Consider the following 1,503-nt stretch of genomic DNA (forward strand, 5'->3'; position numbering starts at 1 on the left):
GTAGTAGGTGAGCGATGGGGTGACGCAGGAAGGTAGTCCAGCCCGGGCGGTGGTAGTCCCGGGGTAAGGGTGTAGGCCGAGTGATAGGCAAATCCGTCACTCATTGAGGCTGAGACCTGATGCCGAGCCGATTGTGGTGAAGTGGATGATCCTATGCTGTCGAGAAAAGCCTCTAGCGAGTTTCATGGCGGCCCGTACCCCAAACCGACTCAGGTGGTCAGGTAGAGAATACCGAGGCGTTCGGGTGAACTATGGTTAAGGAACTCGGCAAAATGCCCCCGTAACTTCGGGAGAAGGGGGGCCATTCCTGGTGATGACACGTGCTGTCTGAGCTGGGGGTGGCCGCAGAGACCAGCGAGAAGCGACTGTTTACTAAAAACACAGGTCCGTGCGAAGCCGTAAGGCGATGTATACGGACTGACGCCTGCCCGGTGCTGGAACGTTAAGGGGACCGGTTAGCTCCATTTCGGTGGGGCGAAGCTGAGAACTTAAGCGCCAGTAAACGGCGGTGGTAACTATAACCATCCTAAGGTAGCGAAATTCCTTGTCGGGTAAGTTCCGACCTGCACGAATGGCGTAACGACTTCTCGACTGTCTCAACCATAGGCCCGGTGAAATTGCATTACGAGTAAAGATGCTCGTTTCGCGCAGCAGGACGGAAAGACCCCGGGACCTTTACTATAGCTTGATATTGGTGTTCGGTTCGGCTTGTGTAGGATAGGTGGGAGACTTTGAAGCCTTGACGCCAGTCTTGGTGGAGTCGTCGTTGAAATACCACTCTGGTCGTGCTGGATGTCTAACCTGGGTCCGTGATCCGGATCAGGGACAGTGTCTGGTGGGTAGTTTAACTGGGGCGGTTGCCTCCTAAAGGGTAACGGAGGCGCCCAAAGGTTCCCTCAGCCTGGTTGGCAATCAGGTGTTGAGTGTAAGTGCACAAGGGAGCTTGACTGTGAGACTGACGGGTCGAGCAGGTACGAAAGTAGGGACTAGTGATCCGGCGGTGGCTTGTGGAAGCGCCGTCGCTCAACGGATAAAAGGTACCCCGGGGATAACAGGCTGATCTTCCCCAAGAGTCCATATCGACGGGATGGTTTGGCACCTCGATGTCGGCTCGTCGCATCCTGGGGCTGGAGTAGGTCCCAAGGGTTGGGCTGTTCGCCCATTAAAGCGGTACGCGAGCTGGGTTTAGAACGTCGTGAGACAGTTCGGTCCCTATCCGCTGTGCGCGTAGGAGTGTTGAGAAGGGCTGTCCCTAGTACGAGAGGACCGGGACGGACGAACCTCTGGTGTGCCAGTTGTTCTGCCAAGGGCATGGCTGGTTGGCTACGTTCGGGAGGGATAACCGCTGAAAGCATCTAAGCGGGAAGCCTGCTTCGAGATGAGCACTCCCACCTCCTTGAGAGGGTAAGGCTCCCAGTAGACGACTGGGTTGATAGGCCGGATATGGAAGCCCTGTGAGGGGTGGAGTTGACCGGTACTAATAGGCCGAGGGCTTGTCCTCAG

Annotated in this window: 1 rRNA gene; it reads left to right on the top strand. The window is 56.4% G+C overall.

Features of this window, described 5'->3' with window-relative positions:
- Positions 1 to 1,501 (top strand): 23S ribosomal RNA (locus AB0P06_RS36880); the annotation flags it as partial.
- Positions 1,502 to 1,503: the final 2 nt, after the last annotated feature.

This window comes from Kitasatospora sp. NPDC088351, assembly GCF_040685575.1.
Classification (GTDB): Bacteria; Actinomycetota; Actinomycetes; order Streptomycetales; family Streptomycetaceae; genus Kitasatospora.